The organism is Sphingobacterium sp. NPDC055346, from assembly GCF_053645235.1.
The window spans coordinates 139,783-164,064 of the sequence record NZ_JBSHMI010000006.1; the positions used below are offsets into that span (position 1 = coordinate 139,783).

The following is a 24,282-nucleotide window of genomic DNA, read 5'->3' on the forward strand; positions in this document are numbered from 1 at the left end:
TTTTAAGAACGCTACTCTTTATTTCTTACAAAGAATAGCACAAAAGTGTAGATTAATATTATGTTGCTCTGTATCTTTTGTTACACAGCTCTTTAGTATGCAATTGACGAAAATAGAAGAAAGTTTCTCAAGGAGAATTCAAAGATGAAATAAAGCTAAATAATTGCCTTTTTTACAAACCCACTAGCCTTGGTATTCCATCAGGACCATATCAAAACCTTTAGCCCAATAATCGGGAACTCTTTCTTTGACCTGAAAGCCCATCTTTTGATAAAATCCCTCGGCCATTTGTGAAGTCCTTACAATCAATCTTTGGATATGGGGCATTTGCTGAACATGCAGGATTCGATGTTGGGTCAATAAAGTCCCTGCTCCATTTTGCTGCAAGGTCTTATCTAGGAAATCCCAACTAAGACGCGCCGTGATTTGATCTTCATCGTAATTGATCCCTCCAGCACCAACTATCTGGGCATCTTTGATGACTACAAAATAATCTTCTATCTCTTGTTCCAGATAATGGAAGAGGTCCTGCGTCTCGCTAGGGTCAAAGAAATCCGGAACATTGCTGTTGAAAACACCGATGACCTCTTGGAAGTCTACGGGCTGGTATCGACGGATGGAGAATGTGTTCATGGTACCATATTTTGGATTAAACCATTTTATAACGCTCAAAGGACTGCCAATATTTGTCCTTGAAGAAATCGAATGAAAGATTGAGTTGGTCATGATATTTGATCAGCAATCGCTCCATGACCTCTGTGGCCTTGCGGAATTCCCTACAGGCAATGAAAGTTTCCCTTAATCCATCCACAGTCTCCGATCCCAAGAAGATATAACCATCCCTGCTAGGGAGTTCTTCCTCCAGGTCTTCTTCAAACCTGGATATGTCCTCATAGGTTTCCGGACTTGGAAAGCCAGCGTCTGTTTCCGAATCATAGGCATTCATGATCACCAAAATCCATGGATGGGATGCTTTATGGTCCCAGTCTAAGACCGAGGTGTTGATGGTTGACAAAATGGTTTTGCCGCCTTCTACCGTTCCTTCAAATCCCGAGAAGCGGTCATCGCTGGAATCATGTCTTACATCCTGGTACTTCTCTACAAACTCCTTCTCCCGCCAATTGATGTAATCAACCAACTTGTTCAAGGGAATCAATTCCTCCTGTAGGTTTTGAGGACCTCGTACATCGATCTTATCAATGCATTGGATCATGGTTTCCTCGCCTAAATAGTTGTCCAGAAAAATAAAGATGCCATTCAGGATCTCTTCTCTAGATTCCTCATGATAGGGATCATAAACAAACATCAGGTCTATTTTGTCGGGATAATTATCGTGAAGGATGGGATAGAACTTTATGTTCTCCTTATCAAAATGAAGGTTATGCATGCGGATCGCAAAATCCTCATTGTTGGATTCGGGTTTCAGGGCAGTAAATTTCCAGTTTTCGATGTCTGGGGCAGCTTCCACGATCTTTTCTGCCCACAGCACATTCTTGATGATGCCATCAGGCGTAAAAACCAGTTCGGCCTTTTTATCTTTGTCCATTCCAACCAAGAAAAACACTTTTGGTTCCACTCTATCCAACTCAGGTGCAAAGATGTTGATAAACTTTTCTTCAACATCTTTTCCCGATTTGATGACTTGATAGAATTCCTTGGCTCGGGCTTCGAACCAATGCCAGAATTCCTGATAGCCTTGATTCAAATTGGTAGAAGAAATGGATTTTTCGCTGCTCATATTTATGGAATTTACTTGAATGTAATAGATGAAAATCACCAATTCTTAAATATAAGGATATAAAAAAACCTATCCTAAAAAATATCTAGGATAGGTTTTTTTATATGTTGGTCAATTTATGCTAGAGGCTCCGGAGCTTCTTCTTCAAACAAAGGAAGTTCTTTGATGATATTGTACCAAGTAATGATCTTTTTGATATCAGAAGAGTAAACTCTTGCTTCGTCATGATTAGGAGCTACCTCTCTAAAATACTCACGCAAAGTGTTTCCGTCAGCTTTTACATCTGGCGTGTTGCCTCCGTTTGATTTGATGGTCTCAAACACGTCCAATAGACGGATTTCCTCGTCCTCACCATAAATAGTGATGTCTTCTAGCGTAGCCATTTTGGTAGTCGATAGATTCACTACCGATTTGATTTTACTGCCATCTAGCGATTCAAGAACGAATCCACCTTTGTTTTGACCGATCAATTTAAATAATCCTGGTTTGCCAGTAACTGACACTAATCCTCTTAAATTCATTTTTTGCTTCTTATATAAGAATTAATCTTCAATAATTTCTACTCCTAAAATACGATCACCTTGACGGATATCATCAACAACATCAACGTTCTCGATTACTTTTCCAAAACAAGTGTGGTTGCGGTCTAGGTGAGCTGTATTGTTACGGCTGTGGCAGATAAAGAATTGTGATCCACCAGTGTTTCTTCCAGCGTGAGCCATTGAAAGAACACCACGGTCATGCTGTTGGTTTCCACCGTCCAATTCACAATCGATCTTGTATCCCGGACCACCTGTGCCCGGCATTCCTGTTGCACCTTCGCGTGTATTTGGACATCCGCCTTGAATTACGAAATCAGGAATAACTCTGTGAAATGTTAAACCATCATAATATCCTGATTTAGCTAACTTAATGAAGTTCGCTACTGTATTTGGAGCATCTTCTGTGTAAAACTGCACAGTCATGTCGCCTTTTTCTGTTTTGATAATCGCTTTGCTCATTATTTCTGTCCTTAATGTTGTAATAGCCTACAAAGATAAGGTTTCTGCGTAAATTCTAAAGATTGTACATTAAGATGTTGAATCCCAGTTTTTAAGCTGTCGTTTACAATCCCTATATTTACTTTAAAGAAATAAAATTTCTATAATATATATGCAAAAATTAGTCATTCGGGATTGGGCAGAATCGGATCGACCGCGCGAAAAACTACTTGAACAAGGTAGAAGGGCAGTAACCGATGCCGAACTTCTAGCCATCCTCATTGGTTCCGGTTCAAGACATGAAACAGCAGTTGAACTCTGCAAAAGACTCCTCAGCTCGGTCAGCAACGACTTATTTAGGCTCAGCAAAATGGATGTCAAGGAGCTTTGTCAGTTTAAGGGGATTGGAGAAGCAAAGGCAATCAGTATCATTGCGGCGCTGGAGCTTGGTCGAAGGAGGCAAGAGTCTGATGTACAGGAAAAACCTGTCCTCAACAGCAGCAAAAAAGCCTATGAATTTTTAAAACATCTTTTAGAAGACCTTAGCCATGAAGAATTTTGGGTAATTTTCCTGAATACCAGTTGCAAAGTCTTGGACAAACAGCTCATCGGCAGGGGAGGCAACGACTTTACCCCTGTAGACGTTCGGATCATCCTTAGGTTTGCCCTTATGAACAAGGCTAACTCCATTATTCTAGCCCATAATCATCCTTCAGGAACCTTAAGGCCCAGTGATGCCGATAGGACCCTGACCAAGAAAATAGCACAGGCGGCCAAATTGATGGACATCCATGTACACGACCATCTTATCATTACAGATGAGAGCTATTATAGCTTTCGGGATGAAGGTTTGCTTTCCACCTGATTTCTTACCCTATGTCAATGCACAGCAAAACTTAATCCCTGAACTTTGTGTTAATTATTAAAGGAGGAGAATATCATGGCAAAATTTTTTTATCACCCAGCGGACTCCCGTGGACATGCAGATCATGGATGGTTGAAATCGAATCATACGTTCAGTTTTGGAGGCTATATGAATGCCGAAAGAATGAACTTCGGTGCATTACGTGTTTTGAATGATGACAACGTAGCGGCTGGAATGGGCTTTGGAAAACATCCCCATAGCAACATGGAGATTATTTCCATTCCATTAGAAGGCGAACTGGCGCATAATGACAGCATGGGTACGGGTTCAGTCATCAAGAAAGGGGATATCCAGGTTATGAGTGCAGGTACTGGCATTGAACATAGCGAATATAATAACAGCAAGACTGATCCGGTAAAATTCCTTCAGATCTGGGTAATTCCAAATAAGCAGCATGTAGAACCCCGTTACGATCAACAGAGCATCGATTTTAATGCTGCAAAGAATAATTTCTTACAGATCCTTTCTCCTGATCCCGATGATGCAGGAGTATGGATCCATCAAGATGCATGGTTTCATATCGCTGATTTTGAGGCTGGCTATGCACGCCAATATATCATGAAAAAACCAGATCATGGTCTATATATTTTCGTGCTGAATGGAGAGATCGATGTGGAAGGACAGAAGATGCAGAGCAGGGATGGACTTGGGATTGCAGGAGCACAAGATGTAAAGATTAAAGCAGATACCAATGCTGAATTCCTATTGATGGAAGTTCCGGTATAAATATATTATTATTAAGTAAAGGCACTTGTAAGGGTTACAGGTGCTTTTTTATGTTTTCATTTATCCAGCCTAAGCCAATGTATTTATCTCGCGCTTCTTTTCCTTGCTCTTGACAATTAATATAAAATCATTTCCAAGATCCAGATAGCCATATTCATAACAGAATATATACTCCTGACCTTTTGAAGTGATTATCCTATGGGTATGGTATTTCAAGGAGAAACCTTCCGTGAGGAGTTTATCTTTGTTTGTTTTCAGCATTTTCTCCTCAGCAAGTAAAATCCTCAGGATCTTTCTGTTCTTTCGGAGCTGGTTGTTGATTTTTTTCAAAAGGTCGCTATCCCTACTATTCTCCCTGTTATTATAGGCGTTTCTGCATCCATCGTTGCAAAACCTTTTGTCGGTCCTTCCGCGCAATACCTCTTCACATTCTTTACATGTTCTTATACCCATGACATAAATGATTTTAATCGTTTAAAACCGACTACAGTCGTTTTTAACTGTTTGAAATACGAATAAACTTGCTGCCCTTCGTCAATTTTGTACCAGTTACTTAGCTAAGTTAATTGATTAATAAGAAAATAAATATCAAAAATTGAAATTTCCATGAGCACGATAAAAAATTCAGTACAACTATTGGGCAGGTTAGGTCAGGAAGCAGAAATCAAGGTCAGCAGCAATGGGATTCCATATTGCTTCATATCCTTGGTAACTAATGAATATGGTGTCAAGAAGAATGGCGAACAATATGAAAAAAGTCAATGGCATCGGATAGCAGTTTGGGGAGATATGATGTGCAATCAAATGAAAAAACGAGGTAAGAAGGGGAGTCTGTGGCTGATCCAAGGAACGATCTTCTATAAACAGTTTGATGGGGGAAACGGAAATCCCCAGCAATATTGTGAAATCAGGGCTAATAAGCTCATGTTTTTGATGGAGTCGATGGGATTGAACAAGAAATTGCAGCCTGAAACCAGTGCATAAGCATCAGGTCCATTACCCATATAAAAAGGGGAGCTGAAATTCATCAACTCCCCCATATTGATTGAAAAGTTCTTTGACTTATTATGGATGTTGCCAACCAGCAACTTTAGAAACCGTTCTCGGGATATCTACATTATCCATTTTCTGATGGAATGCTTCCGCACCCACTCCAATCGCATACACAGGGATATAGGCTGCCGAATGGCTACCTGATGCCCAACTAATCGATGACGCTTTGTTCAAGGCCTTGATCGCTAACGAAGCGATTTTATCGTTGGTGGCATACAGACTTTTGCTGGTTTCATTTTTATGTTCTATAAAGCTTTTTTCGTAAGCTTCATGAAGATCTTCATTATCGTCTTCACTTACCTTGATCGCTTTCCACAATCCTAGGTGTTGACCCAAAAATTCTTTAAGTTGATCCCAAGATGCATTCGCATTCTTGGTCCTGAATTCATTGATGGCAGCTGAAAGTGCTTCTTGAGAAATCTTTTGGTTTTCTAGGTTTTTCAAACGAAGGGTAGAGCTTCCGTTTCCAACCCCGATACCGCCGGTCTCATGATCCGCCGTAACGATGATCAAGGTTTCTTCTGGATGTTTTTGGTAGAATTCAAAGGCTTTTTGAACTGCATTGTTGAAATCCCAAACTTCATGTACAGCAGTAGCGCCGTCATTGGAATGGCATGCCCAGTCAATTTTTCCCCCTTCAACCATCAGGAAGAAACCTTTGTCTCCTTGGCTTAAGGATTCGATCGCTGCTGAAGTGATTTCTGCTAGATTCAAATCTCCTGGTTTTTGATCGATCGCATATTTCAAGGAAACATTGTCCGTTCCTTTTTTGTTCATCAAGATCAGTTTATCTGATTTGTTGGCTTTCTTATAGTCATCCAAACCATAAAGCAATTTATAACCTGCTTTTTCCAGTTGAGGAAAAATAGAAGCAACCTCTTCCTTTTTAGCATTAGTTGTTGGCTTTAGAAAACCTGATCCAGCAAAGAAGTCAAATTTAGATTTAATGATATCCAAGCCAATTTCATAATACATATCGCGATCGGGTTGGTTGGCAAAGAAAGAAGCCGGTGTGGCGTGGTCGATACTTACTGAAGTCGTAATTCCAACCTTCATTCCTTTTTCTTTCGCCAAGTAGGCAATGCTTTTATAGGACTTCACACCTGCACTGTCCATAGCGATAACACCGTTCTTAGTCTTGTAACCAACAGCCAATGCTGTACCGCCAGCACCAGAATCTGTTACTCCATGAGATAAGGAATGGGATGTGGCGAACGTGGCAAATGGAAATTGACTGAAAACAGTAGGGGAAACTGAATTTTTACCTGCAAGAGAACTTTTGTATACTTCTGCTGCCTGTACCTGGTTCAATCCCATACCATCTCCAATCATAAAGAAAATGTATTTCGGTTGTTTCTGTGCAAAACTTGAGCCTACAAATAAGAATAAGGCGAGGAATAAATTGAAAAATTTAATGTTCATACCAAATGGATTAATTTATACAAAACTAAGGTTCTCATATTAAGATAATGTTAATTGGCAAAAACAGCTTGTTGCAAACAAAATGTTACACGGATTGTTTCATCAATTGTACTTATAAACACAGGTTATGGAAAACAATTTATTAGAGCTTGCTCAACAATACTTCAATGAGCACACTTATAGTACTCTTGCCTCCGAGGAAAACATTTCTCCAGATCAGGCAAAAACAGGAATCGAAACTGTAATTCCTTCCTTATTCTTAGGTTTCCAACGCAAAGCCGGACACGGCCTAGGAAGCCTCTTAGAAACATTGAAATCAAATTTTTCTGGATTTAATTTTTCAGATGTATTGAGGTTTAGCCCTCCTGTACAGGATGTGCCTCAAGATGGGGATACCACGAGAACCGTTTTAAGCTCCCTTTTCGGGAACACTTTTGACCAGGTAATACCCAATACTGCGAATTTTTTAGGGTTGAATACCAACACATTGATTCGCCTATTCTCCGCAGCGATTCCAGCTGTGGTTGGTGCCTTGACCAGCAATGGCCAACGCTGGGATACTACTTCCATCGAAGCCGACTTGAACAACAATCGTTCAAACTTCCTGAAGGCTCTTCCAGCTGGTCTGCCGTTGAATATTTTAGGTGAAGAACCAAAAGGACCAACCATCGTAACAGAAGAAGAAGTGGTAGAAGTGGACCCAATTGTTGATCCAGCAAGGGATGTTCTTGTCGAAGATCCAATCGTGCCTACCTCCAGGGTCCGTCGCGAGGAACCACCTGCTGCACTTCCTCCAGCAGATGAAGACCGTAAGAAAGGCGCAGGCCTGTGGTGGATACTCCTTCCGATTATCCTTCTTTTATTATGGTTCTTTTTCGGAAAGGGTTGTAACCGTGAAGAGGCTCCGGTATCGGATGCCCATGTGGATTCCTTGATTACTGATTCAGTAGTTAACCAAGACACGACGATGACACCAGCTGAAGTAGTGAGGGAAAGTATTATGGTGACTTTGCCAAATAATACCGAACTCAATGCCTATAAAGGTGGTATTGAAGACCAATTGGTTCAGTTCCTGAACTCAGACTATAAGAGCCTTTCGGATGAGGAATTAAAAGACCGCTGGTTTGATTTCGATAATTTAAATTTCGAAACTGGAACAGCAAATATCCTCCCGGAAAGTCAGGTGCAGCTTGACAATCTGGTGGCCATCCTGAATGCATACCCAGATGCTAAGGTTAAGCTTGGTGGATATACCGATAAGACTGGTGATGAAGCCATCAATAAAAAACTGTCAAATGACCGTGCAATCGCAGTTAAGAATGCTTTTGATGCAAAAGGGGTCGGTAATCGAGTAATGGCAACTGAGGGATATGGTTCCCAATTTGCTAAATACCCTGCTGATGCCCCTGAATCAGACCGCGTGAAAGATAGAAGAGTTGCGATAAGCGTCAGAAAATAATAATTGAAAACCAAAATGGAGCAGCCCAAATTATCTTGGGCTGCTTTTTTTATTGTCAATCCTATTGTTATTTTTGCCTTATGCTTACAGAGAAACAACAAGACATGATCAAGGGAGATTTCGAAAAGTACTTTAAGGATTTGAAATCCAAAAGGAAGGCCCTAGATTTTGAACTCTTTGGTGATTACGCAGCTTCCATCCTCAACTTTTATATCGGTAGTTCATTATTGAACATCCATGAGAAGGAGGAAGGAGCTCTCTTTTTAATTCGTCTTTTTAATGCTGGATTAGGAAACGTAATCAGTGCTGCAGATCAACAAGAAATTGCTAAGGTTATCCAGCAGGACCCAACCTTAAATTACGCCATTATACAACCTGTATTTGATCTTTAACCCTCCTGAATGGTCCACTTTAATTTCGAAGTGTCATAACCACAAGCTTCTGCATATTTCAGGTAAGCGGCTTCCCGTTCTGGCCTGATTGTTTTTGTTCTGGAAAGGATCCACATATAATCCAGGTTGTCGCCAAAGACTAAGGCATCTTCAAAGTTTTCATCCAATTGGACAATATGGTAACCAGAATAAAAAGGACCGAAAAAAGAAACTTTAAGGGAACCTTCATTGACATCACCTGCATACTTGGCCTTTCCAATACTGGTTTTTGTTTTTCCATTCACTGTACTCACGCCTTCATTTTTCACCCTGACCGATCCATCATCGTTCAGACTATATTCGGCACTCACATTTTTCAGGTCTTTCTCCCAAAAAAAGTCTAAACGAGCGATCTCGTACCATTTCCCTAAATATCGTTGCAAGTCAAAATCTTGAACAGACTCGGCATTGGATTTAATGGGTTTCAAGTAGTTATAGATTACAGAACCTAGGGCTACTGCTGTCAGGGTTATTAGGGTTTTCTTTTTGTCCATCGTAAATATTTTATAGGAAAACAGGTTAAACCACCTAAATGTTTAAAGAGATTCCTAGTTTTGCATAAAATTAAAGAATTGTATTCAAGAGAAGAAGCTAAGAAAATAAAGGAGTCTTTTTGGACCAGTTTTGGGCAGTACATGGCCCCAATCCCGAGTGAGGACGGTGAAAAGGTAACATGGGTAAATTACAAAACCGGAATTCGGCACCTGTTCTTTAGGATGGAAGCAACCAATAAGGTGGCCCAGATCGGAATTGAAATAGCCAATCCTGATGCCGGGATCCGTGACTTGCTCTTCGAACAATTTAAGGAATACGCGAAGATATTGGAAGCTGAAATAGGGGAAGAATGGATATGGGACGATTCCTTTTATGATGAATATGGGAAACACACTGCCCGTATCTACATCGAGATCCGTGGATTGAGCGTCTTTAATAAAGAAGATTGGCCCGCGCTCATATCATTCTTTAAACCCCGGATTATCGCCCTTGATAGCTTCTGGTCGGCAGCTAAATATGGATTTGAACTTTTTAAATAATTAGGAATATGAAACTAGTAGGTAGAATTCTAGTATTTTTTATGCTATTAACGCAATCCCAACATGTATTGGCATGGGGGATGACTGGACATCGCGTGATTTCTGAAATCGCGGAACAACATCTTACGAAAAAAGCGAAACGAAACATTGAGAAACTGATCGGCCATCAAAAGATTGCTTATTGGTCCAACTGGGCAGATTTCGTCAAATCCTCGCCAGACTCCGTTCTCCTGAAGACTGGATCTTGGCATTTCTTGAATACCCCAGGGAACCTGACCCACGAGCAATTTTTAGTGGAACTTCAAAATTCACCGGAACAAAACCTTTACAAGGCTTACCAAAGAGTTAAAAAAGAGGTTGCCAACAGAGATTTGTCCATCGAACAAAGGCAGCAAGCTTTTTATTTTATGGTCCATTTATTAGGGGATGCCCATCAACCCATGCATGTGAGTAGGGCAGAAGACCTGGGTGGAAATAAAATTGCCGTTACTTTCTTTGGTAGGGGATCGAGTATACACCGCGTATGGGATAGTGACTTGGTCGATAATGAAAAATGGTCTTATAGCGAATATGCCCGTGTATTGGATTATGAAAAGTACTTCTATAACCAATACACAAATTCAACTTTTGAAGATTGGTTGTATGAATCACATCAATTGGCCAACATTATTTATGACGATGTTGCCAAAAACAACAAGCTATCCTATGACTATATCTTCAGGTTCAAAGATCCAATGGAAAACGCTTTGTTGAAAGCAGGTTTAAGACTTGCTAAAGAGTTGAACGAAGTGTTTGGCTAAGATCCCCGCCGTTCATTTGAACAAACAGGAACATATTAAAATAAAAGAACAGGTATCTGGATTTCAGGTACCTGTTCTTTTTTAATCCACCCTACCTAATACGATATAATATTTTAATTACTAGGTAATTGGATGTTAAAATTTGTATATTTGATTGAAAACCAATTGTTAAATTTTCTAATCCCTCACGCGTATGATGGAGATTCAGATTAACTTCTATAACTTTTTCTATCTCATAGCTGGAATAAGTGTCCTTTTCAAATTGATCCTAATTGCCAGCAATATTGTTCAGAAAGATTGGTCTGCTTTGAAAGCTAACTTGATAATTCTATCGATCATGTTGATCCTGATCGCCATTATCATTTATTATTTCAAAGTCTATATGTTCAATTAATTGTTCAACGTCCAATCAAAGTAACTACCGGTTGCAACAAGTAGGTTGTTTTCGATATTGAAATTGAAATCAAGATAATCATTGCTGCAACTCCCCATATCTGAACAGCAAAACTTTCGGTCAATGTCAAATTGCATCCGAAAGGTACCCTTATTTTTTTCGGTATCATATTTAAAGCTTGAAACCTGTATGTTCCCCACCTCCGGACTGCCATCTTTATCGCCTAAAACATCAAAGATAAACCAGCTTAATTTATCCAGTTCTTCTTTTGATATATGGTCCAATAAGCTCGAAGGATTTCCTGCGAAGCTTTCCAGTTGCTCAGGGTTTATTTCAGTTTCAAATCTATATTCTTTCGTTTCCATAGGATAATATTTTTTCAATTTGTCTTGCATCCGGAAAATGTCTTTCCAAAATTCCAGCCTGCAATTTATTTTTTCCAGCTAATCCTATCAAAGCCTTTGCCAATAAATATTCATTGCACCTCAGGTCCAATTCTATGTTGGATTTATTATAGGTTAAGGTATTTCCTGAATTGACAAAATAGCGCTTGGGAAGTTTTTTAAATTCTATGTCTTCCAGAAGGTAATCCAATATCTCCTCCCATTTCCCGATCATCGTCTTGATGACTTGTTCAAACATATATTGTCGTAGCTGTTTTTCAAGTCTTTCTTGGTTTTTGCTCTTAAATAGAGACTTGGAATAATAGATGATATTGTTTTTTAGATAAGGTTTAGACTGTCCATTGGTCAGAGGTCTTACAGGATAGTCTTTGGAGAATAGTTTTAGGGTAAAGAATTCCAATTCTTCATCTGCCATGGATTTCTTCTGTTCTTTCTTGGCAAATCGCTTCACATAAGCTGTCAGTTCCTGGATAGAAAGATCTGCAGGGGCATAGATTACCGGTAAATCTTCCGTATTAAAATCTATGCTGATCCCTTTTTTATCGCTGCTGACCAATAAATAATCGATGTTTTCTACCTGAATTATCATTTCGGCCAATTTAGCAATTCCATTGTGTTAAATTAAAATCAATTAAATATATAAAAATAGTTACTTTCTGTTTTTTCCTAGAATCGCTATGTTTGCATAGGAACTATCTCTTAGTTCTAAAACAAAATAGGTTAATTATGAAACAATACGTATTAATGGCAGCATTATTTGCTAGTTCAGCTTATGTTTATGGGCAAGAACATCAAGCAATCAATGTTTCCTACATGGACAAATCCGTTCGTCCTCAAGATGATTTCTACAATTACGTCAATGGTAATTGGATGAAAACTGTAGAAATTCCTTCTGATAAGGCTCGTTGGGGTTCTTTTGATCAACTAAGAGAAAACACGGATGAAGCGGCCTTGAAAATCCTTAAAGAATCTTTGAACACTAAATTCGAAAAAGGAACCGATGGGCAAAAGATCGCTGATCTATATAAATCTTATGTAGACTTTGATACCCGTAACAAGTTGGGGATAGCACCTATCCAACAACAATTGAAGGATATCGACCAAGTGAAGAACCTGAAAGGTCTTTACGATTACTTCGTTAAATACGGAGCTATCGGTGGTAACCCTTTCTTCGGTGCCTATGTTTATGCCCACATGAAAAACAGTAACATGAATGCTGTTTATTTAGGTGGTGGCGGATTAGGTCTTGGCCGTACTTATTACCAAAAAGAAGATGCCAAAAATACAGAGACTTTAGGAAACTACAACCAATATATCAACGCCTTATATGGCAAGGTTGATCCGAAGACCAGAGACCTGAAAGGTCCTAAAGTAATTGAATTTGAGAAATTGATCGCTTCAAACCTGAAAACAGTAGAAGAGATGCGTGATGCTCAGAAACGTTACAATCCTGTAGCGGTGAAAGACTTGAATAAAATGGTAAAGAACATGGATGTGGCAAAATACATCCAGACCCTTGGATTCAAAGCTGATACCGTAATCATTGGTGAACTTAACTATTACCAAAACCTAGATAAGATCGTTAATGAGGAAAATTTACCGGTAATCAAGGAATACTTGAAATTCCATGTAATGGATGATGCTACTGGTTATTTGACAGAAGAATTAGATCAGTTGTCTTTTGATTTCTATGGGAGGAAACTAAGAGGTCAGAAAGAACAACGTTCGCTGGATAAAAGAGGATTGGAATTTGTCAATGGCAATGCTGGTGAATTGTTAGGAAAGCTGTACGTTAAAGAAAATTTCCCTGCTGAAGCGAAGGCTGCCTGTGAAGAATTGGTGCAGTACTTGATCAAATCTTTCAATGTACACATCAAAGATCTAGCTTGGATGTCTCCTACGACCAAAGAAAAAGCATTGGAGAAACTTTCTAAGTTTACCGTGAAGATCGGATATCCTGATAAATGGAAAGACTATTCAAGTCTTCAGGTTGGTACTTCCTTGATCGAAAACGTAAATAATGTACGTCGTTGGTCATTTGAAGAAAACCTTGCTAAACAAGGAAAACCTGTTGACAAATCTGAATGGGGAATGACACCTCAAACCGTTAATGCTTACTATAGTCCATTGTTCAATGAGATTGTATTCCCAGCAGCTATCTTACAACCTCCATTCTATGATTACAAAGCTGATCCAGGAGTGAACTTTGGTGGTATCGGTGCAGTAATCGGTCATGAGTTATCTCATGGTTTTGATGATTCAGGTTCACAGTACGATGGAAATGGTAACTTGAACAACTGGTGGACTGATGATGACAGAACTAAATTTGAAGCAGCTGCTGATGCTTTAGTTGCACAGTTTGAAGCATACGAGCCAGTACCAGGGGTATTTGTAAACGGAAGGTTCACCTTAGGTGAAAATATCGGTGACCTAGGTGGTTCTTCTGTTGCTTTTGATGCATTGCAAATGTACCTGAAAGACAAAGGAAACCCAGGATTGATCGATGGTTTCACACAAGATCAACGTTTCTTCCTGTCATGGGCAACAATCTGGCGTACTAAAACGACAGATGAGTTTGTGGTAAACCAAGTGAAAACTGACCCACACTCTCCAGCTCAATACCGTGCGACAGGTCCGATCATCAATTTAGATGCATTCCACAAAGCATTCGAAACCAAAGAGGGTGACAAACTGTACATCCCTAAAGATAAACGTATCGTTATCTGGTAAACAGATCCTGATATAAAATGGAAACAGGAGTAACCGAAAGGTTGCTCCTGTTTTTGTTTTGAGAGGTTGGGGGTGGATAGGATGTGGCAGTTGGTTTTGAACCAGGATGGAAAGGATGTGAGGATAGACCAAGAACTGGGAATTAACCAGGATGGAAAGGATGCGAGGATAGACCAAGAACTGGGAATTAACCAAAATGGAAAGGATGTGAGGATAGACCAAGATTTTAAATAGCCTAACCTATAGGGGGTGCGTAGCGCAATAAAAGGTCCCTTTCCGGTGTCAACCTGACGAAGGAAGGGTCTCGAAATATTACAGACCTAATCAATTTAAATAATATGGATTTTTTTGGCGTACGGTTTCTTAACCTTCGGTTAAGAATGACAAGATCTAGAGGAGTAGAACCGAACAGATTCTTCACTGATCGTTCAGAATCAAAATGTGACCTAGAGGGATTCAGAGTGAAACTCAGAATCTAGTTTTTAGGATCACTGTCATCGAAATCGTAAGATGAGAAAACTAATTTCTTTGATTTATGTCCATTCAGAAAGATTTATTGAAAAATATTTCACCCCCGCTAGGGGTTAGCCGGTTTAAAAATCAATTTTTATAAAGATGCCACCCCCGCTGGCGATTCTCACCATTAACAAACATTCACCTTCCGGAGGAAGCCCTTTAGCCTCCGGCTCATTTCCAATGGCGGAAAAATGGAAAGAATGCTGTTGCCCTGTGCGATGGGATTGCTAAAATAATTGAACCCTTCTAGGGTTCTTTTTATTGCAAGAATTTGGCATTGGCAGTGGGTAAAGGAACATTTCACCTTCCGGAGGAAGCCCTTTAGCCTCCGGCTCATTTCCAATGGCGGAAAAATGGAAAGAATGCCGTTGCCCTGTGCGATGGGATTGGCCTTGGAATGCTTTCAAAAGATCATCCCTTTTGATGGGAGGATCTTTTGAAAGATATTCCCGACAACAAGGCATTCTTGTCCATGTGTAGTGGATGGTGCGAAAAGCCATCTTAAATGAGCCGAAGCCTTTTGGTTACTTTTGGGCTTCAAAAGTAACGGAGAATCAGTGTTTTTTTCCTTAACTTAATGACATTGCCTGCTAGGGGTTCTTGCCATTAACAGACATTCTCCTTCCGGAGGAAGTCCTTTAGCCCCCCGGTTCATTCCTTTGCTGGAGAGATGGACAGCATGCGGACATCTGGCCACAAAAAAAAGCCACAATCAATGTGGCTCTCCATAGTGGTAATATTTTCGAATATTAAACTGTTGTATCGTCAATACTTGCGTCAGGAGCGTTTTCTTGGATTGATTTGATGCCGTTGCTGCGGCCAGCTTCGCTTTCGTACATTTCGCTCGTTCCGATGATCTGACCGTTGGCAGCTTTTAGGTTGAAGTAAAACTTACCGTTCTTTGCTGTTAACTTGTCAAATTTTGAACTGTCTTGTGAATTTTTCTTAACGGACTGTATCCCGTTTTCACAAGCAGCTTTTGTGGTATAACCTTCACTGCTTAGGATGACCTGTCCATTTGCAGCTTTTAGGTTGAACTGGAATTCCCCATTCTTCCTAGTTGAAATTACAAACTTTCCCATAGTTTAAAATATTTAGTTATTTACTAATTTACTAATTTCCAATAAATTCCAAACCCTCAAAAACCATAATATTATTTAGGCAATTATTCTGCCATCCAAATAGTACCAAGTCCCCTGCAGTTTTTGGAACCTGGATTTTTCATGGTGCTGCTGTTTTCCACCGAAGGGATCCACAAAATAGGCCTTAAATTCTACCGTGTTTTCAGTGGCTTTTATGATTTCCAATCCTTCCCATTTATTCTCTTTGCTCCACTGTTCAATTTCGGACTTTTTCTGGAACCTTCTGCTGTTGGGGTGGAAGGAATTATACAGAAAATCGACCAAGGATAGGCAGAAAGCACTATATCTTGCCCGCATCAGCTGCTCGGCAGATTCGGCATTTTTTAGGTCAAGATGTACAATTTTGCAACAATCTTCATAATTATTTCCAGAACCACAATAACAATTCATGTTCATATTCAAGGGATTAAGATTTTCTTCTTTTTTAGGGACCAATGTTGGTCTAAAACTTGTTTACCGAATATACAGATGTTTCGTTTGTCACAGAAATATCTATATAAGGAATGTTACAAACTATTAATGAAGAATCGCCGTTATAATGGCAAACAATAACCCCTAAATGACAACATTGAAGAATGAATTAGTAGGCACATGGCAACTACTATCCTATATAGAAGTACCTATTAAAGGTGCAGATTCAATATTCCCGATGGGCCAATCTCCAAAGGGATTATTAATGTATGGAGCTGATGGCTTTATGTCAGTCCAGATATCAAGTTCAGAGCGCAGTCAATATGCCTCTGATGACCGCTATTTAGCGAACGAAAAGGAAATCCAAGAACAGGTCAAAGGTTTTATCGCTTTTGCCGGTTCATATAAGATCGACAATAACAATGCTATTGTTCAATATTCCATTACAACTTCTTCATTCCCGAATTGGGAAGGTCAATTCCAGGAACGCAAGATCGATTTTGAAGGTGATATCCTGTACCTGAAATCTGTTGAACCGATTCTTTCGGACGGTATCATGGTCAATAGCTATATGACTTGGCAACGCATAGAAAAAGCTGAGTTTGTTTCAAGACGTGAAAAATTCATCGAATACACAAAGCCTAAAGTTGTAAACCCATAATGGGAGAGCCGCAGTACCAAAGGTTTTGTATGGTTGGGCATATCAGATACGCCCAACCATACAAAATTCTTTTTCCCTCAACAGGATTATAGAATGTAATTAACTCCACATTATTTTAACAGTAATATCCGATATTTCCGTTCTGGTGTCTGATGTCTCTTGTCTGAAGTCTATCTTTAAGTGAAATATTTTTTACATTAAGATGTATCTGATATTTTTTCAAAATTCCGTACCTTTGTGCCATCAATTCAAGATATGAGTGACGCTATAAAACACGAGTGCGGTATCGCACTAATCCGACTACTAAAACCCCTATCTTATTATCAAGAAAAATACGGTACGCCCTATTACGGCATCAACAAATTGTACCTTCTTATGGAGAAGCAGCACAATAGAGGCCAAGATGGAGCGGGTATTGCGACGATTAAATTCGACGTCAAGCCTGGTAACCGTTATATTTCGAGGTACAGGGCCATGGGGTCTTCGGCAGTTGCCGAAATCTTCGAATACGTTCAGAAGAAGTTCGCTGCGGTTAACAAAGCTTATCCTGAGGAATCCAAGGATACCCAATGGTTGAAAGACAATGTGAGCTTCACGGGCGAAGTGTTATTAGGCCATTTGCGTTACGGCACACATGGTAAAAACAGTATTGAAAGCTGTCATCCATTCCTTAGACAGAACAACTGGATGTCCAGAAATCTCGTTGTAGCAGGTAACTTCAACATGACCAATGTGGATGAACTGTTGCAGCAACTGTACGATCTCGGACAGCACCCTAAGGAACAAGCGGATACGGTTACGGTACTGGAAAAAATCGGTCACTTCCTAGATGAAGAAAACCAAAAGCTTTTCGATAAATTCAAACAGGACGGTTATTCCAATATTGAGATTTCCGCCCAGATTGCGAAAAACATCGATGTTGCCAAGATATTGACCCGTTCAGCAAAGACTTGGGATGGTGGCTATACCATCGCCGGTATTTTCGGTCATGGAGATGCTTTCGTTATGCGTGATCCTGCAGGTATCCGCCCAGCATTCTACTACCAAGACGATGAAGTGTTGGTCGTGGCTTCGGAAAGACCAGTAATACAAACAGCTTTCAACATTCCATTGACCGCTGTCAAAGAGATCAAACCAGGCCATGCCTTGATCGCTAAAAAAGATGGAACGGTAACTGAAGAAATGTTCAGACAACCGGTAGAACAGATGTCCTGTTCCTTTGAGAGAATCTATTTCTCCAGAGGGTCAGATGCTGATATCTACCAAGAACGTAAATCCCTTGGTAAATTATTGATCCCCCAAGTATTGAAGGGTATCAACAACGATATCAAGAATACGGTATTCTCTTTCATCCCGAATACTGCCGAAGTATCTTACTACGGTATGATGGAAGGAATCAACCAACATGTCAGAGATTGCCAGAAAGAGGCCCTTTTGAACCGCACGGATAAAATCTCGGATGAAGAATTGAATGAAGTATTGGATCTAAAGCCTCGTTTCGAGAAATTGAACGTGAAGGATGCCAAACTCCGCACCTTTATCACGCAAGATGCTGACCGTCAAGATATGGTACAACATGTCTACGATACAACTTACGGTATCGTAAATGACCATGAAGATACCATCGTTGCCATCGATGACTCTATCGTTAGGGGAACGACCTTAAAGCAGAGTATCCTAACCATTCTGGACCGTCTACATCCTAAAAAGATCGTAATCGTTTCTTCAGCGCCTCAGATCCGTTATCCGGACTGTTATGGTATCGATATGTCCAGGATGTCAGAGTTCGTTGCATTTGAGGCAGCAATCGCCTTATTGCGCAAGAATGGATTGGCCCACATCATTGATGAGGTCTATCAAAAATGTTTGGCTTCAACGACCATGCCGAAAGATCAGGTTGAAAACTATGTAAAGGCAATCTATGAGCCGTTTACCGATGATCAGATCTCGCAAGAGATCTCCAGGATCGTGAAACCTCATAACCTGAACGCAGAGTTGGAAGTAATTTTCCAAACGTTGGATAACTTGCATATTGCCTGTCCAAACCACAAAGGTGATTGGTACTTCTCTGGTAACTATCCTACTCCGGGAGGTAACAAGGTTGTAAACCGTGCCTTCATGAACTGGATGGAAGGTAAGAACGTAAGAGCATACTTCAGCAGCTAGTCTGGATTATAGAAATATTAAGATTTAAAGGTCATGATTTTATCATGGCCTTTTTCGTGCCTATTATCTTGACCTCAGTTTGACCTTGTTCGAGACACATTCGGAAAATTGAAAATATGTTAGAGATCAATTCCCAATTCAATCCAGTAAATTCCCGAATGATTCTCGAATATGTCTCGAATAAGGTAGGTCTTTTAGCTAAAATCCTGTCCAAAAAAATGGCCTTTTGATAGGTTGATTTTGAATTCAAGATATTATTGAAATTCCTTGTTGGTGGGGGAATGTTTTCTTTGCCAAAAAAGAATGTATAGTTTCAATTCGAAGCTAGCAAATTTTGCCGTAATTCCATATTTCTAAATATGTAATCAAAAAAAAGATCATGAACTCCAGTTTCAATAACCGGATCCATGATCTTTATCTTTTATCGGAACCTCCGTCTAAATACTAAGTACTTAGTACTAAATACTTAATTCAGAACAGTTTTAGATTTACCTGTTTCCTCATCATGCTGAGTGGCAATCAGGGTAGAGGTTGGTTCAAAAGGATGTTTCTTTACAAATTTTGTAGAGGCCAGATATTCTTTGTTTCCGGCATAGATATACATCAGACTTCCACCTTTGATCGTATTGATGATCGGTTTGGTCAATTCGCGAGGTAGGGCAGGGCAGCCGTAGCTTCTTCCTAATCTACCGGTAGATTTAATGATATCTGTACTGCAATAATCAGCTCCATGAACCACGATGGCCCTAGGTCTTGCTTGATCATTGATTCCTTTTTCAAGTCCATCCAGGCGCAATGAGAATCCATTTCCGCCGTAATAGGTTTCTTCAGCATAGTAGAATCCAAGTGAACTTTGGAAAGATCCGTGTTTGTTAGAAAAAGATTTTGCAAATTTTTCACCGCTGTTTCTTCCATGGGAAACTATGTTGTGGTATAAAAGCTTTTTGGCTTTCATGTCCAGGACATACATTCTTTTGTCGGTTGAAGGCAAGGTGAAATCAATGATGGTCATGATGTTCCTGTTCTTGGGGTTCAATTGCTGGTAACCTTGCATAGCTTGCTCGAAGGCGTCCCATTTAATGATCCCTTGCAGTTTCATTTCATCATATAATTCTTTAACTGGATCTTTTACTACTTCTACTTTTGTCTGTGTGATTTCTTTAGGAGCATTTACTTGCGGATTGATGTTTAGGTCTCCAGACATTGTGGAGGTCGCAATAGCCCATAATGAAATAAGCAATAGTTTATTCATAAGCACATTTTCCTAGTCTCTTTTTACAAAGCTAGGAAAAATATGACAATCAAAGTGTTAAATACGGTTCTAGTCTATTACAACCACCAGGGATTTAAAGGGTTTTGACGTGTCGTAAACAAACTTGGCATGAGATGACGCATTTCTGACACACATATGTGACCTTGGTGTCGTACCCAATGACCATGAATACTCCACGATCTTACCTTTTGGATTATTCACCGGCACACCATGGATATAGCCTCCATTGGTGAATCGGGACGCATATGGGGCAAATCCTTCAATGGTCGTCGTCCCATCGCCGTAATAGAACATTTTTGGTTTTTGTTCTTGGACCATAAAGATTCCAACCGGTGTTTCCATCTGGTGAGGCGGGTTGTGCTGACCCGATGTAGCAGGGTTCATACTGCGGATTTTCCATTCATTTTCGCCCGTTCTTTCCACGGTCATAATATTTTGGTTTGTAACATCTACAATGTTGACATGGGTAATTTTCAGGGAATCACCGATAGATTTAACATATCTTTTCGGCACAAACCAGGTTCCTTCAAAGGAGATCCCATTGACCTTGACCATCTTTAGGGTGTCGGCGCTTTCCAAGCTTACCAAGGATCCATCGCGACCATAAATGGACGGCTTTTTACTGTCTTCTGCTTGGTATAACGGAGCAGATTGATATTTTTCAGTACCTAAGGTATCCGATACACGTTTATAGGCATTTCGGACGAAGTTTTCCACTACGGCAGCTTCGCCATTGCGGTTCTTATAGTTTTGAAGGACGCCATATTGATGGGGAGCCCTTTGGAAATTTTCAATGAATGCCAATTTTTCCTTGATCTTTTCGATTTGGAATTGGCGGGTGGTATCCTTGTAAGGATAGGTTTCCTCTAAAGAGTGTTTATCGTATTGTAGATCTTTTTCCAGTTTGATGTCAGCTGCAGTGCGAGGTCTTTCCCTTTCTGCTCTTTCCGCTTCTTCTTGAGCTTTTTTAACGCGCTCTATGGAATCTTGCTTTCTTTTCTCAGCAGCACTAGTGGTTTTTGACGAGTTCTTACAGGATGCGACGATTAATAAAGCAAAGAGTAAGGACCAGAAAAAGTAATGTTTCATTCGCTAGTTTGGTATTTTTTAGTGGATTGTAATCTATTTTTGATGCAAAAATAGGATTAACTTCAATATCAACCTATTGAATACTAAAAATCATTCCATTATTTCGGAAATTAGGAAATTAATTCTCAAATTCATCAAATGAAGCTAAATAACTACATCACCATTGCCGTTGGAGTCGTCATTAACAAACAGGACGAGTTATTGACCGTCCAGAAGAATGGCTCCAGCTATTATCAGCTTCCGGGCGGTAAGATTGAAGGAGAAGAGCGACCTGTGGATAGTTTGATCCGGGAACTGCATGAAGAATTGCATTTAGACCTTGATGAAAAGCATTGTGTGCTGCTTGGGGTACACGAAGCCCAAGCCGTCAATGAAGCGGGAAAAACGGTCCGTGGCTATGTTTTTCAATGTGAATTTGTGGATCAATTCGAAAAGATCGAACCACATGCTGAACTGCGGGAAATCCGTTGGGTAAAGAAAACCGAGATTGAAGAAGTGAAATTGGCCAATCTATTGAAACAATTTGCCTTGCCCATCTGGATGGAAAACTAGTACGTTTGGAGAAAAGTAGGTAAAAAATAAAGGGATTGCCCGTTTAGGCAATCCCTTTATCTATAATAATTATTATCGATTAAAAGTGAAAAGTAACACCAACAGTTGGAGCTAATGAATTAACGTTCAATCCGTATGTATTCACTGTAGATTTTACATCAGTAGCTTCATCAGTTGAAGAACCATTGTTGTAGAACAAACCTTTTACTTTAAATTCAATACCTAAGTTTGAAGTAGGGAAGTAAGCCACACCAGGAGCTAATTCCACACCATAGTTTGCTGTAGTACTTGTTTTATCACCATTTAATTTTTCAGTACCCCATGACATAGGAACAGTCAATTGACCGAAGAATTTTACAGGACCTTCATTGTTACTGTACATTCTTCCAAATGGAGCAACAACAAAAGAAGAATAGTTATTTTTTGTGTCAGGACCATTTTGGCGTTCATTCCAAGAGTAACCAATACCAGTACCTACAGCGATATTATCGGCTACAAAGTAACCCACATTAGGGATAATGCTAAACTCATTTGATTTTGTGTCTGAATCTTTAATAGAATGACCTTGGTAGGTAACTTGGCCACCTAGCATAAATTTACCTTTTTCAGTTTGTGCATTTGCTGCTAATCCTAATACTGCTACAGCAGATAATGTAAGTAATAATTTTTTCATGATTTCAATATTAATTGTTTGACTTTATTGTCATATATGGTCAAATAGTCAATCTCTGTACCAACTTGATCGACGTATTAGATGTTTAAGCAACTATTTTTTTTAACTAATCAATAAGGTGTTGAAATACAGGGAGTTTAAATTATTTACCGGATTTTTTAATGACAATTAACAAACAATCTTCAAACCATAGCTAATTTCTTCAACTGATAATAGTTAAAATAATAGCCAAAATGTCATGGATTTCGGGAAATTTAGACTGTCAAAAAATCACTTTGCTTGTCAGGTCCTCAAGAATTAGGCATAAGCGATCCTTTTTCGGATTTTGCTGAGCGCTTGAGGCGTCACAGCTAAGGTGTTTCTGTAGGATATGCTGAAGGAATGAGGTTGTTCCTTTAATTATTGAAGGTAACTCAAATAGGATTTATAAATTTTAAGTTTTAAACCCAAACCAAGGGTAGATTCTTTAGTTTTACGATATTAATAAAATCTATGGAAAAAAGCGGAAATCCTATACTTTCAAAATCCCTGTTATGGCTCATGACAATCGTATCAGGGGTTGTTGTAGCGAATAATTATTATAATCAACCTTTATTGGCAGAGATGGCATCAGAATTTGAGGTTTCTGAATCCACAATCAGTAAAATTACCGTCCTGACCCAGCTTGGATATGCCTTTGGATTATTGATGATCATTCCATTAGGTGATAAGCTGTTCAGAAAGAAGTTGATACTTATTGATCTGGTATTTGTTTTTTTAGCCTTGCTTTGGATGGCCATGTCCAAAGAGTTATGGATGATCTCCATTGCGAGTTTCTTGATAGGATGCACATCCGTTATACCGCAACTCTTTGTACCTATGGTAGCAGACCTGTCTAATGAAGAGAGTAGGTCCCAAAATATCGGCATGGTGATGTCAGGCTTGTTGATGGGAATTTTACTGTCCAGGTTTATCGGCGGTATTGTAGGCGATATTTGGGGCTGGCGAAGTATTTATTATGGAGCCGCAGTCCTGATGTTGATTTCATGGATCTTTGTGTACCGTATGTTGCCGGAAATGAAACCTAACTTCAAGGGGAATTATTCTTCCTTAATGAAGTCCGTTTGGAATCTGGCAAAATCAGAACCTATCCTACAATTGGCCTCATTCAGAGGTGCGGTTAGTTTCGCTTCTTTATGTGCAGTATTTACCACTTTGGCCTTTCACCTTGAAGAGCCACCCTTTGAGGTCGGTCCATCCGTGGCGGGTACATTTGGCTTGATTGGAGCAGCAGGAGCTTTAGGTGCTGCTTTTGTTGGGAAATTAAATCGAGTTTGGTCTAGACATAAAATTATTACGGTTTCGCTTTTTATCCTCCTTTTCAGTTGGTTCTTTACCTATTTTATGGGGAACACCTATTTGGGCTTGGTAATCGGCATTGTCATGATCGATCTGGGATTGCAATCTTCGCATATCATGAACCAATCCGATTATTTCGCTATCAAGACCCCTGCAACAAGTAGGTTGAATACGGTTTATATGGTGACCTACTTTATCGGAGGTTCTTTCGGTTCATGGCTGGCAGCACAGGCTTGGGGATTTGCCGGTTGGACAGGGGTATGTACAGTAGGGGCAAGTTTTGCGGTCTTGGGGCTGGTCTCGCACCTGCTGCTGGCGAAGAAAGTGAATGAAATGAAGAAAGGTGATTTGAATTAAATTTTTAG

Annotated in this window: 28 protein-coding genes; 14 read left to right on the forward strand and 14 right to left on the reverse strand. The window is 39.8% G+C overall.

Features of this window, described 5'->3' with window-relative positions:
• Positions 1-183: 183 nt before the first annotated feature.
• The 4 genes from ACWICE_RS13480 to ACWICE_RS13495 form a co-directional block, all read right to left on the reverse strand.
• Entirely contained in the window at positions 184-633 is a 450-nt protein-coding gene (locus tag ACWICE_RS13480; protein WP_185214250.1) for a GNAT family N-acetyltransferase, read from the reverse strand.
• 16 nt (positions 634-649) lie between these two features.
• Positions 650-1,738 carry a DUF695 domain-containing protein gene (locus ACWICE_RS13485; RefSeq protein ID WP_454298568.1) on the reverse strand — a complete coding sequence of 363 codons (1,089 nt, stop codon included), beginning with the start codon at positions 1,736-1,738 and terminating at the stop codon, positions 650-652.
• A gap of 116 nt (positions 1,739-1,854) precedes the next feature.
• Positions 1,855-2,259 carry a DUF5606 family protein gene (locus tag ACWICE_RS13490; protein ID WP_185214252.1) on the reverse strand — a complete coding sequence of 135 codons (405 nt, stop codon included), beginning with the start codon at positions 2,257-2,259 and terminating at the stop codon, positions 1,855-1,857.
• Positions 2,260-2,280: 21 nt separating this feature from the next.
• Positions 2,281-2,739, reverse strand: coding sequence for a peptidylprolyl isomerase (locus ACWICE_RS13495; RefSeq protein ID WP_185214253.1), 459 nt, complete (start codon positions 2,737-2,739; stop codon positions 2,281-2,283).
• A 151-nt stretch (positions 2,740-2,890) separates the two neighbouring features.
• On the opposite strand from ACWICE_RS13495, the gene radC reads away from it, so the two are divergent.
• Entirely contained in the window at positions 2,891-3,583 is a 693-nt protein-coding gene (gene radC, locus ACWICE_RS13500; protein ID WP_185217478.1) for a RadC family protein, read from the forward strand.
• 75 nt (positions 3,584-3,658) lie between these two features.
• Positions 3,659-4,369: a pirin family protein gene (locus ACWICE_RS13505; RefSeq protein WP_185214255.1), complete on the forward strand. Its 711-nt coding sequence runs from the start codon at positions 3,659-3,661 to the stop codon at positions 4,367-4,369.
• Positions 4,370-4,438: 69 nt separating this feature from the next.
• Here the strand turns inward: ACWICE_RS13505 and ACWICE_RS13510 are convergent, their stop codons facing one another.
• Complete coding sequence (locus ACWICE_RS13510) at positions 4,439-4,822, reverse strand: hypothetical protein (RefSeq protein WP_454291902.1); 384 nt, start codon at positions 4,820-4,822, stop codon at positions 4,439-4,441.
• A 153-nt stretch (positions 4,823-4,975) separates the two neighbouring features.
• Between ACWICE_RS13510 and ACWICE_RS13515 the strand changes: the two genes are divergently transcribed.
• On the forward strand, positions 4,976-5,353 hold the full coding sequence (locus ACWICE_RS13515) for a single-stranded DNA-binding protein (protein ID WP_254527909.1): 378 nt from the start codon (positions 4,976-4,978) through the stop codon (positions 5,351-5,353).
• An 81-nt stretch (positions 5,354-5,434) separates the two neighbouring features.
• Here the strand turns inward: ACWICE_RS13515 and ACWICE_RS13520 are convergent, their stop codons facing one another.
• Entirely contained in the window at positions 5,435-6,844 is a 1,410-nt protein-coding gene (locus ACWICE_RS13520; RefSeq protein ID WP_454298569.1) for an alkaline phosphatase, read from the reverse strand.
• A 127-nt stretch (positions 6,845-6,971) separates the two neighbouring features.
• Here ACWICE_RS13520 and ACWICE_RS13525 point away from each other — a divergent pair, with 127 nt between their 5' ends.
• Together ACWICE_RS13525 and ACWICE_RS13530 are read left to right on the forward strand one after the other, a co-directional pair.
• The gene (locus tag ACWICE_RS13525) at positions 6,972-8,303 is read left to right on the forward strand and encodes an OmpA family protein (protein ID WP_185217474.1); all 1,332 of its coding nucleotides are present in this window, start codon (positions 6,972-6,974) and stop codon (positions 8,301-8,303) included.
• 80 nt (positions 8,304-8,383) lie between these two features.
• Entirely contained in the window at positions 8,384-8,695 is a 312-nt protein-coding gene (locus tag ACWICE_RS13530; protein WP_185214260.1) for a hypothetical protein, read from the forward strand.
• Here the strand turns inward: ACWICE_RS13530 and ACWICE_RS13535 are convergent.
• Complete coding sequence (locus ACWICE_RS13535; protein ID WP_454298570.1) at positions 8,692-9,228, reverse strand: lipocalin family protein; 537 nt, start codon at positions 9,226-9,228, stop codon at positions 8,692-8,694. The two genes, ACWICE_RS13530 and ACWICE_RS13535, sit on opposite strands and share 4 nt — an antisense overlap.
• A 78-nt stretch (positions 9,229-9,306) precedes the next feature.
• Between ACWICE_RS13535 and ACWICE_RS13540 the strand changes: the two genes are divergently transcribed.
• The 3 genes from ACWICE_RS13540 (at position 9,307) to ACWICE_RS13550 (ending at position 10,962) form a co-directional block, all read left to right on the forward strand.
• Positions 9,307-9,768, forward strand: a complete 462-nt coding sequence (locus tag ACWICE_RS13540; RefSeq protein WP_454298571.1) for a DUF4268 domain-containing protein — start codon at positions 9,307-9,309, stop codon at positions 9,766-9,768.
• A gap of 8 nt (positions 9,769-9,776) precedes the next feature.
• A complete protein-coding gene (locus ACWICE_RS13545) occupies positions 9,777-10,568 on the forward strand; it encodes a S1/P1 nuclease (protein WP_454298572.1) in 792 nt (263 codons plus the stop codon).
• A gap of 193 nt (positions 10,569-10,761) precedes the next feature.
• Positions 10,762-10,962, forward strand: coding sequence for a hypothetical protein (locus ACWICE_RS13550; protein ID WP_185214264.1), 201 nt, complete (start codon positions 10,762-10,764; stop codon positions 10,960-10,962).
• Here the strand turns inward: ACWICE_RS13550 and ACWICE_RS13555 are convergent.
• Together ACWICE_RS13555 and ACWICE_RS13560 are read right to left on the reverse strand one after the other, a co-directional pair.
• A complete protein-coding gene (locus tag ACWICE_RS13555) occupies positions 10,959-11,327 on the reverse strand; it encodes a hypothetical protein (RefSeq protein ID WP_185214265.1) in 369 nt (122 codons plus the stop codon). The two genes, ACWICE_RS13550 and ACWICE_RS13555, sit on opposite strands and share 4 nt — an antisense overlap.
• Positions 11,308-11,955: a hypothetical protein gene (locus ACWICE_RS13560; RefSeq protein ID WP_454298573.1), complete on the reverse strand. Its 648-nt coding sequence runs from the start codon at positions 11,953-11,955 to the stop codon at positions 11,308-11,310. The genes ACWICE_RS13555 and ACWICE_RS13560 overlap by 20 nt, the downstream gene beginning before the upstream one ends.
• 137 nt (positions 11,956-12,092) lie before the next feature.
• Between ACWICE_RS13560 and ACWICE_RS13565 the strand changes: the two genes are divergently transcribed.
• Together ACWICE_RS13565 and ACWICE_RS13570 are read left to right on the forward strand one after the other, a co-directional pair.
• Positions 12,093-14,096, forward strand: a complete 2,004-nt coding sequence (locus tag ACWICE_RS13565) for a M13 family metallopeptidase (RefSeq protein ID WP_254527901.1) — start codon at positions 12,093-12,095, stop codon at positions 14,094-14,096.
• An 81-nt stretch (positions 14,097-14,177) separates the two neighbouring features.
• A complete protein-coding gene (locus tag ACWICE_RS13570; protein WP_454298574.1) occupies positions 14,178-14,330 on the forward strand; it encodes a hypothetical protein in 153 nt (50 codons plus the stop codon).
• A 1,031-nt stretch (positions 14,331-15,361) separates the two neighbouring features.
• Here ACWICE_RS13570 and ACWICE_RS13575 read toward each other — a convergent pair.
• Together ACWICE_RS13575 and ACWICE_RS13580 are read right to left on the reverse strand one after the other, a co-directional pair.
• Complete coding sequence (locus ACWICE_RS13575) at positions 15,362-15,694, reverse strand: YegP family protein (protein ID WP_185214268.1); 333 nt, start codon at positions 15,692-15,694, stop codon at positions 15,362-15,364.
• Positions 15,695-15,769: 75 nt separating this feature from the next.
• Complete coding sequence (locus tag ACWICE_RS13580; protein WP_313262114.1) at positions 15,770-16,150, reverse strand: YchJ family protein; 381 nt, start codon at positions 16,148-16,150, stop codon at positions 15,770-15,772.
• A 163-nt stretch (positions 16,151-16,313) separates the two neighbouring features.
• Here ACWICE_RS13580 and ACWICE_RS13585 point away from each other — a divergent pair, with 163 nt between their 5' ends.
• Both ACWICE_RS13585 and ACWICE_RS13590 read left to right on the forward strand, forming a co-directional pair.
• Positions 16,314-16,826 carry a lipocalin-like domain-containing protein gene (locus ACWICE_RS13585; protein ID WP_185214270.1) on the forward strand — a complete coding sequence of 171 codons (513 nt, stop codon included), beginning with the start codon at positions 16,314-16,316 and terminating at the stop codon, positions 16,824-16,826.
• A gap of 255 nt (positions 16,827-17,081) precedes the next feature.
• Positions 17,082-18,992 (forward strand): amidophosphoribosyltransferase, encoded by a 1,911-nt coding sequence (locus ACWICE_RS13590; RefSeq protein WP_313262115.1) that lies wholly within the window; start codon positions 17,082-17,084, stop codon positions 18,990-18,992.
• Positions 18,993-19,458: 466 nt separating this feature from the next.
• Here ACWICE_RS13590 and ACWICE_RS13595 read toward each other — a convergent pair whose 3' ends face one another.
• The gene (locus ACWICE_RS13595) at positions 19,459-20,244 is read right to left on the reverse strand and encodes a murein L,D-transpeptidase catalytic domain family protein (protein ID WP_454298575.1); all 786 of its coding nucleotides are present in this window, start codon (positions 20,242-20,244) and stop codon (positions 19,459-19,461) included.
• A 69-nt stretch (positions 20,245-20,313) separates the two neighbouring features.
• Complete coding sequence (locus ACWICE_RS13600) at positions 20,314-21,354, reverse strand: L,D-transpeptidase (protein ID WP_254527894.1); 1,041 nt, start codon at positions 21,352-21,354, stop codon at positions 20,314-20,316.
• Positions 21,355-21,492: 138 nt separating this feature from the next.
• On the opposite strand from ACWICE_RS13600, the gene ACWICE_RS13605 reads away from it, so the two are divergent.
• Entirely contained in the window at positions 21,493-21,906 is a 414-nt protein-coding gene (locus tag ACWICE_RS13605; protein ID WP_313262117.1) for an NUDIX hydrolase, read from the forward strand.
• A gap of 79 nt (positions 21,907-21,985) precedes the next feature.
• Here ACWICE_RS13605 and ACWICE_RS13610 read toward each other — a convergent pair whose 3' ends face one another.
• On the reverse strand, positions 21,986-22,579 hold the full coding sequence (locus ACWICE_RS13610; protein WP_185218742.1) for an outer membrane beta-barrel protein: 594 nt from the start codon (positions 22,577-22,579) through the stop codon (positions 21,986-21,988).
• 540 nt (positions 22,580-23,119) lie between these two features.
• Between ACWICE_RS13610 and ACWICE_RS13615 the strand changes: the two genes are divergently transcribed.
• Positions 23,120-24,274: an MFS transporter gene (locus ACWICE_RS13615; RefSeq protein WP_454292363.1), complete on the forward strand. Its 1,155-nt coding sequence runs from the start codon at positions 23,120-23,122 to the stop codon at positions 24,272-24,274.
• Positions 24,275-24,282 lie beyond the last annotated feature (8 nt).